The following is an 8,084-nucleotide window of genomic DNA, read 5'->3' on the forward strand; positions in this document are numbered from 1 at the left end:
CCGCCCGCCACGAAGATCGATTCGCTGGAGAGCCACGCGGCGTCTTCCGAGGCGAGGAACGCCACCACGGAACCGATGTCCTGCGGCTGGCCGATGCGACCGAGCGGCGTTTGTGCCTCAATCTGTTTGCGGAAATCGCTCTCGGCGAAACCGACGGCGTGCACGCCCTCGGTCTCGACCATGCCGGGGTTCACGGAATTGACGCGAATGCCGCGGGGGCCGAGTTCCGAAGCGAGCACGCGGGTGATCGCGTCCACGGCGCCCTTCGTGGCGGCATAGACGACGGCGCCGGGAAAGCGGGCCTGGCTGACGACGGAGCTGATGTTGATGACGCTGCCGCCGGCGGGGTTGAAGGCCTTGAGGGCTTCCTTCGTGACGAGAAGCAGTCCGAGGACGTTGAGATCGAACTGGCGGTGAAAATGCTCCGGCGTGATCTCCTCGATGGCGCTGAACTCGTAGATGCCGGCATTGTTCACGAGGATGTCGATCGGACCGAAGGCGGCCTGCGACTCCGCGACGAGGCGCGCGATGTCCTCGGGCTTCGCGACGTTCGCCTGCACAGCGACGGCCTTTCCGCCCTTCGCGGTGATCTCGGCGACGACGCGATCGGCGCCTGCCTTGCTCGACGAATAGTTCACGACGACGGCGGCGCCCTCGGCCGCGAGATGCGCGGCGACGGAAGCGCCGATGCCCTTGGAGGCTCCGGTGACGATGGCGACTTTGCCGGTGAGTTTTTGGGTGCTCATAGATTTATGTAATGTGGACTACAGAAGTAACGCTGGCCCGGGGAGGGTCAAGCGATATATTGTAGCGATTGCTATGAAAGTGAAGAGCTTCCCCGCCATCGGCCGCCCGCGCGGCTTCGACCCCGATGTGGCGCTCGAGCGGGCGATGCACGTTTTCTGGCGCAAGGGCTACGAGGCGGCGTCGGTTGCGGACCTGACGACGGCGATGGGCATCAATCCGCCCAGTCTCTACGCGGCCTTCGGCAACAAGCAGGCGCTGTTCCGCAAGGTGATCGAGCGCTACACGAGCGGGCCGGCGGCCTACGTCGCGGACGCCTTGGGCGCGCCGACGGCGCGGGAAGTCGCGGAGCGGCGGCTGCGGGGGGCGGTCGATCTCGCGTGTGATCCGACGCGTCCCTGGGGCTGTATGGCGGTGCAGGCGATGGTGGCCGGAGGCGGCAAGGAGAACGAGGAACTGCGCCGCGAGATGGCGAATTTCTGCCGCCAGTCGCAAAGGGATCTCGAGGCGCGGTTCGAGCGGGCGAAGGACGAGGGCGATTTGCCGGAAGACGCGGACTCCGACGCGCTGGCCCGATTTGTGAACGCGCTGGCGCAGGGGGTTTCCGTGCAGGCCTCCAGCGGCGCGGGCCGGGAGGAACTGCTCCGCATGGTAGACGCCGCGCTGGCCTCGTGGCCGGCGCCGCGAAAGCGCCGGGTCGTGAAGAAGGGCCGCTGACGCGGGGCGTCAATCCTTTCGACTGTCTTCGAGCTTTTTCACGCGGTCGTAGAGCTTGCCGAGGCGGTTGACCTGAGCGGCCTGTTCCTTCCAGGTCTGGATCTCGCGGGCGGGGCTGCCGCAGACGATGTCGCCGGCCTTGAGGTTGCGACTGAGGCCGGTTTGCGCGGCGACGATGGCTTTGTCGCCGATCTCGATGTGGCCGACGATGCCGGCCTGTCCGGCGAGGGTGACGTAGCTGCCGATGCGGGTGCTGCCGGAGATGCCGACCTGCGAGCAGATGATCGTGTGTGCGCCGACGCGGACGTTATGCGCGATCTGCACGAGGTTGTCGATCTTGGTGCCCTGTTGGATCCAGGTGCGGCCAAAGCGAGCGCGGTCGATCGTGGTGTTCGCGCCGATCTCGACGTCGTTGTCGATCTGGACAATGCCGGTCTGTGGGATCTTCACGTGGCGACCGTCCTTCATCTCGTAGCCGAAGCCGTCGGCACCGATGACGGCGCCACTCTGGAGCTGGACGCGGTCGCCCAGCAGGCAGCCGTGGTTGACGGTCGAGCGAGGATGCAGGAAGCAACCTGCGCCGAGGACGGCGTTCTGGCCGATGAAGGATTGCGCCGCGATCACGCTTTCCGCGCCGATCCTGGCGCCGGCCTCGATCACGACGCTGGCGCCGACGTGGACGCTGGGATCCACCTGAGCGGAGGGATCGACCACCGCGGTCGGATGAATGCCGGGCGGGTAGGAGATCGGCTCTGGCGCGAACTTCGCGAGGACGGTGGCGAACGCGGCGGCTGGATTGTCGACCCAGATGCGAGCGGCGGGGATCTCTTCGCCGAAGCCGTGCGGGACGAGGACGGCCGAGGCCTGCGAGGCGCGAAGAGCGGGGAGGTATTTCGCGTTGCCGAAGAAGGCGATGTCGCCGGGGCCGGCTTCGACAAGCGAGGCGGGGCCTTGGACGGTGAGGGCGGCGTGTTCGGGATTCACGTGGCCGGACACGAGGTCGGCGATTTCGCGCAGGGTCATGGCGGAGTTTTAAGGATTCAGATTTGGGTTTTCAGTCTTTTTGTTGCGCCCGTTCCTCCGGGGAATCGGCGAAGAGGCGGAAGCGCTCGAGGGTGATGCGGCGGGCCTTGCTGGAGATGCGCAGGCGAATCTGCATGGTGTCGGCTTCGGGCGGGACGGTGAGGAAGAAGAAGTCTTCGCTGGATTCGTCGAAGAAGTAGGGCTTGAACGTGAGCTGCTGGAGAACGGTGTCGCCGTGGAGAAAGGTGACGCCGGCGCGCACGGGCTCGGTGGTGTTCGAGGAGAAGCGGAGCGAGAGAAAGAGCGTGCGGCCGCGGAGCCAGGCGGGAAGCGGGTTCACCGGGAGTTCGATCACGTCGCGAGGGGGCTTGGTGAAGCTCCAGGTGTGCGGGACGGGAAAGTCGGGCAGCAGTTCGGTGCGCAAGAGGCGGCCGTCGGGGCTTTGTTCGGCGGGCGGGCGGGTGTCTGACGCGGCGCGAGCGAGGAAGACGAAATCGGGAACGTCGCCCTTGAGGATGGCGCGGCGGGCCGTCCAGCCAGCAAGCGGCGGGCGCAACCACGGGGCGATGTCTCCGAGCGCGTCGAGCTTGTCGTATTCGCTCTTCTTGCGGGTGCCGGTCCAGATCCACTTGCGATTGAACCAGATCTCGTCTGCTTCGGAGGCGAGTTGCAACGTGGTGGGAGACGGATCGAGCAGGTCTTTCTGCAGGGTCCATTTCACGCGGCCCGCGGCGGTGGGATCGGCAAGATTGGCGACGTGGCGCATGGCGTCGTGGGAGAGGACGCGCGTGCCGGCCGGAACGGTGCGGAGATAAGCGGCGATCTCGTGCAGGTAGTTGAGACCGCGAAAGGGGCGGCTCGAGAGGAAGGTCAACGCGAGGATGAGCAGGGCGAAGGCGGCGACGACGGTGGCTCGGCGTGGTTTTGCGAGAAGCCTGGGCAGGCGGGGTTGCAGCCAGGCGACGAGCTGGGCGAGGGCGATGGCCGTGAGGATGGCGAGCGGGAAGGCGAGGCTGCCAAGGAAGCGATCGCCGTCCCGAACCAGCGGGCGGAGCGGGAAGAGGCTTTGGACGGCGCAGCTGTAGGTGAGGACGTAGCCGAGGGCGTAAACGACGAGAGCCCGCCCCGGCGCGCGATAATTTCGCCACGCAAGGCCGATGCCGAGAATGGCGACGGAGTTGAAAACGATGTCGGTGGGACGACGAAAGAGGGTGGGCAGGAAGCGGACGGGAAGTTCCCAGAACGGGATGGGCTCGGTGCCCTTGCGGCCGGTGGCGGTGGCGTTCGCATGAAGGCTATGGAGCCAGTCGCCGGTGAGGGCGTGGTAAACGGCGGCTTCCACAAAGACAAAGCCCGCGGCGAATGCGCCGGAGAGCGCGAGCCACAGAATTTGCCGCGGATAGAACGCGAGGGTGGCGAGCAGGAGGACGGGGATGGCGAAGACGCCGGTGATGCGGTTCGCCTGGCCGACGGCAAGGGCGAGGCCGATGGTGGCGGCGAGCCCTGCTTTTGCCACCGGACGGGAATTGCGGACCATGTGCAGCCACGCGAGGAAGGCGACGGCGACCCAGAAGCCCTCCGAGAGATCGGGCATGGGGCGGTCGACGACGGAATCGAGCTGCGGATGGAAGAGGAACAGGATGCCGGCGGCGAGGGCGACGCGATCCGTGGTGCCGAGGGCGCGAGCGATCAGGAAAACCACGACGGCGCCGGCGCCGAGGTAGACCATGGGTTCGAGATAGTAGGAGAGCGCGCTGAAGCCGAAGGGAATCTGAAGGAGCCAGCAGAGGCCCCAGACGGGCCAGCGGAGGTCATGGAACGACGTTTTGCTCCATGCGCCGGAGACGCCGTGATGGAGGTCGAAGGCGAGGCCCCAGTAGTTCAGGTCATCGCCGAGAGACGGCGGCGTCTGGTAGATCCAGCTGACGAGGAATCCGCCGAGAAACAGGAAAAGGCAGGCGGCAAGACGGGACGATTTCATGCGGGGCGCGAAGGACGCAAACGGGCGAGGAGGATGAGAACGGTATCGAGGAGCGCCGCGGCGTAAAGGATCCAGAACGGCTCGAAGAGAATGCGGAAGCGCGCCCGGATGTTTGCGGTGACCATGATGAGGACGAAGAGGCCGATCAGGAAGGCGCCCCAGAGCTGGTGAAAGTTGAGCGGGCGAGGATCGCGCAGAGCGAGACAGAGGAGACCGGCGAGCGCGGCGGTGTAGAGCCAGGGCAGGCCGTGAATGGCCACGCGGCTGGCCTGGGCGCCCGGAAGGTCGATCGGCGCGATCGGCAGCAGACTGATCGATTGCCAGCTTTCGAGCCATGCGTTGAGGAAATTTCCCGGGAGCGGTCGATAGGTTTCGCGGAGGAATTTGTTGGCGGCCTCGGGCGACTCGAGGGAGCTGCCCCACAGCAGGCTGGCGTAGCGAAGCGTGCGTTCGTCCGGGGAATCGCCATCGGTAAGGGCGTCGAGCTGGCCGGCAATCGGGTAAGTCGTGAAGTCGCCACAGGGGAGCTCGCGGTGTGCGATCACGAACTTGCGGAGAGCGAGGCCGGGCAGGGCGTCGATGCGCCGAAGCGCCGTCTCGAGGCCGGCTCGTTTGGCGGCTTTGTCGGGATCGGCTCCGGTGGCGGCGAGCGTGCGTTGGAGGTCCTTGCGGAGCGCGACGAGCTTGGGCGGCTCGGGGCTTCTCCAAGCCTCGCGAGTGCGGTCCGCCAGAGGTCGCACGGCCTCGGCGACGCCGGGTGAGAGCACGAGATGGTCGGGCGAAAGCTGGACGACCGACGTGAAGAGGAGCAGTCCGCTCTGGCCGGTGCGCGTGAGGGTGAAGAGGAACAGCGCCCAGATGACGGTGAGGGCGACGCCGATGCGGAACGGTCGCCATTGTCCCCACAGGGTGCGAGCGACGAGCGCGACGGCAAACAGCGCGAAGAGGCGGCCCTCCGGACGGGCGCCCGCGATGAAGAGCAGGGCGAGGAAGAGCGCGGCGAGCGTGTAGCGATCCGGCGCGCGGAAGAAGGCGGTGCCGGCGAGGGCAACGAGGAGGATTCCGAGGACGGCGAAGGTTTCCGCCAGGGCGGTGTGCTCATACCAGAGCAGCACGGGATTCAGCGCGGCGAGCAGCGTGACGGGGACGATGAAAAGCCGCCAATGCCGCAGCCAGGCGAAGGTCAGGAGGCCGGTGACGAGGACCATGACGACGCCGAGCAGGTGCTGGACGACGGCAAGGAACGGGAGGACGGGAATGTGCAGGAGCGCCGGGAGGCAATAAAGCGCCGGGACGAGAAAGGTCTTCTTGCCGTCGAGCACGAACGCCCCGCGATGGATCAGGCGGTCGGCGGTTTCGAGAGCGGATGCGGTGTCATTGTGGACAAAGGCGGCCGGCATCCACGCGATGAGGATCGCGCGGAGGACGATGGCGACGACGGCCGCGGGAATGCACAGGCGCAGCGCGAGCCGAATCTCCGGGCCGCGCAGGCGCTGGAGGAAGCGGCGAAGCGCGGGCGGATCGATCAGGCGATTGAGGAATTCGCGCATCCGCCTAGCAACCGCGCAGATTCCCCAGGAGCAATTCGGCGTTGAGATTCGTGTGCTGGAGATTGAGCTGGAGCACCTCCATGGCCTCGACGGCGGGGAGCTCGGCAAGGCGCTTGCGAAGGGCGACGGTGCGTTCGTATTCGTCGGGGTGGAGCAGCAGCTCCTCGCGGCGGGTGCCGGATTTCGTGATGTGAATGGCGGGGAAGACGCGCTGCTCGGCGATGGTGCGATCGAGATGGATCTCCATGTTGCCGGTGCCCTTGTATTCCTCGAAGATGAGGTCATCCATGCGGCTTTGCGTCTCGACCAGCGCGGTGGCAAGAATCGTGAGGCTGCCGCCCTCCTCGCAGTTGCGGGCGGCGCCGAAGAATTTCTTGGGCTTGGCGAGCGATTTGGCGTCGACGCCACCGCTCATGGTGCGGCCGCCCTTGGATGGCTGGAGGTTGTTATAGCCGCGGGACAGGCGCGTGATGCTGTCGAGCAGGATGACGACATCGCGGCCGAGCTCGACGAGGCGCTTGGCGCGCTCGGCGACGAGCTCCGCGACGGCAACGTGGCGCGTGGGCGATTCGTCGAACGTGCTGCTGAAAATGTCGCAGTCGAGGCTGCGTTCGAAATCGGTGACTTCCTCGGGGCGTTCGTCAACGAGGAGGAGAATGAGGTGGATCGTGGGATGGTTGCGGCGGATCGCCTGGGCAATCTGCGCAAGGAGCACGGTCTTACCGGCGCGAGGCGGGGCGACGATGAGTCCGCGCTGACCCATGCCGAGCGGCGAAATGATGTCGATGGCGCGAGGGCCGAGATCGGGATGGCCGGGCGTCTCGAGAAAGATGCGGCGCTCCGGGAAGGTCGCGGTGAGCTTCTCGAAATCGGTCGGCGTCTGCCACTCGGCGGCGGGGCGGCCTTCGATCGTCATGATCGCAGCAAGGACGAGGCCTTGCTCGCGCTGCTGGGGCAGGCGAACGGTGCCGTGAATCTTCAGACCGGAGCGCAGGCTGTGCTCGCGGCAGAGGGGCTGGGGCACGGCGACGTCCTCCGGACAGGCCCGAAAGCTGAACTTCTCCCAGCGGAGCACGCCGCGGTTGTTGTCGACGTCGAAGATGCCCGTGGCCGTGACGGTGTCGCCGCGCTGGAGATGAAAGCGAACCTGATCGAGGACGAGGTGATGGATGCTGCCGTCGGGGCGCAGGCGGATGCCGAATTCCCGGGCGCGATCGGCGAGGGCGGCGCGGCTGAGGCCCTGGAGGTCGTTGAGGGAAATGACGAGTGCCGGGGCGGTCGCCGCGGGAGGCTCGGCTGGCGCCGGCGAGACGGAGGCGTCGGGGAGAGACGGGGATGCGGCGGTGGTGCGAGTCGAGGAGAGGGGAGCCGGAGGCGGAAGGTCGGACGCGTGCGGCGTGGAGACGTCAGTCATACTTGTGGCGGAGATAAGCGGCGAGCAGGGCAGCTTGCGATTGAAGCAGGTCGAGGCCGGCGTCATTCCAGACGACATGACCGGCAGCGCGCATCTTAACGTGCAGGCTCCACTGCGAGGCGAGAATTTTTCGCGCGAGATCCTCGGAGAGTCCGCGAATCCCGGTCATTCGGGCGATCTGGGTTTCCGGACTGGAGGCGACCACGATGACGTGATCGAACAGGCCTTCCGCACGCGTTTCGAAGAGGAGGGGAATGTCGACCACGAAAATGCGGTCGATGGTCGAGCGCGCCTTCTCGGTCCAGCGGGCGCGAATCGCGGGATGGAGGATGCCCTCGAGGGTCTTTTTCTTGGCGATGTCGTTGTAGATGATTTCGCGAATGAGGGGACGATTGGGCTCGCCATCCTTCGAATAGGCGGCGGGGGAAATCGATTCCAGCACCTGCTCGCGGATATTGTCGTTCGAATCGAGCAGTTCCCGGGCGCAGGCGTCGGCGTCAAAAAAATCCGCGTCGACTCGTTCGAGGAGAAGGCGGCGGAAGGTCGTCTTTCCGGTGGCCACGCCTCCGGTGATTCCAAGGGTCGGCATGGCTTCAGGTTCGGCTGAGGGAGGCTGGGCGCATGGGAGCTGTTCGGAGAAAGCGAAACGGCGGGG

Annotated in this window: 7 protein-coding genes; 1 reads left to right on the plus strand and 6 read right to left on the minus strand. The window is 66.3% G+C overall.

What is annotated here, in order from left to right:
* The coding region (locus VIM61_14220; protein ID HEY8901565.1) for a glucose 1-dehydrogenase at nt 1-746 on the minus strand (746 nt) is incomplete at its 3' end.
* 73 nt (nt 747-819) lie between these two features.
* Between VIM61_14220 and VIM61_14225 the strand changes: the two genes are divergently transcribed.
* Nucleotides 820-1,461, plus strand: a complete 642-nt coding sequence (locus tag VIM61_14225) for a TetR/AcrR family transcriptional regulator (protein HEY8901566.1) — start codon at nt 820-822, stop codon at nt 1,459-1,461.
* Nucleotides 1,462-1,470: 9 nt separating this feature from the next.
* On the opposite strand, the gene lpxD is transcribed toward VIM61_14225, so the two are convergent.
* From lpxD to coaE, 5 genes are all read right to left on the minus strand, one after another.
* Nucleotides 1,471-2,484 carry a UDP-3-O-(3-hydroxymyristoyl)glucosamine N-acyltransferase gene (gene lpxD, locus VIM61_14230; protein ID HEY8901567.1) on the minus strand — a complete coding sequence of 338 codons (1,014 nt, stop codon included), beginning with the start codon at nt 2,482-2,484 and terminating at the stop codon, nt 1,471-1,473.
* A 31-nt stretch (nt 2,485-2,515) separates the two neighbouring features.
* Nucleotides 2,516-4,465, minus strand: coding sequence for a hypothetical protein (locus tag VIM61_14235; GenBank protein HEY8901568.1), 1,950 nt, complete (start codon nt 4,463-4,465; stop codon nt 2,516-2,518).
* Nucleotides 4,462-6,015 (minus strand): hypothetical protein, encoded by a 1,554-nt coding sequence (locus VIM61_14240; protein HEY8901569.1) that lies wholly within the window; start codon nt 6,013-6,015, stop codon nt 4,462-4,464. The genes VIM61_14235 and VIM61_14240 overlap by 4 nt, the downstream gene beginning before the upstream one ends.
* 4 nt (nt 6,016-6,019) lie before the next feature.
* The gene (gene rho, locus VIM61_14245; GenBank protein ID HEY8901570.1) at nt 6,020-7,429 is read right to left on the minus strand and encodes a transcription termination factor Rho; all 1,410 of its coding nucleotides are present in this window, start codon (nt 7,427-7,429) and stop codon (nt 6,020-6,022) included.
* Nucleotides 7,422-8,084 (minus strand): dephospho-CoA kinase (gene coaE / locus VIM61_14250; protein HEY8901571.1); only part of this gene is annotated, 663 nt, incomplete at its 5' end. The genes coaE and rho, both read right to left, overlap by 8 nt.

This window comes from Chthoniobacterales bacterium (genome assembly GCA_036569045.1).
In the GTDB taxonomy this organism is placed as follows: domain Bacteria; phylum Verrucomicrobiota; class Verrucomicrobiia; order Chthoniobacterales; family JAATET01; genus JAATET01.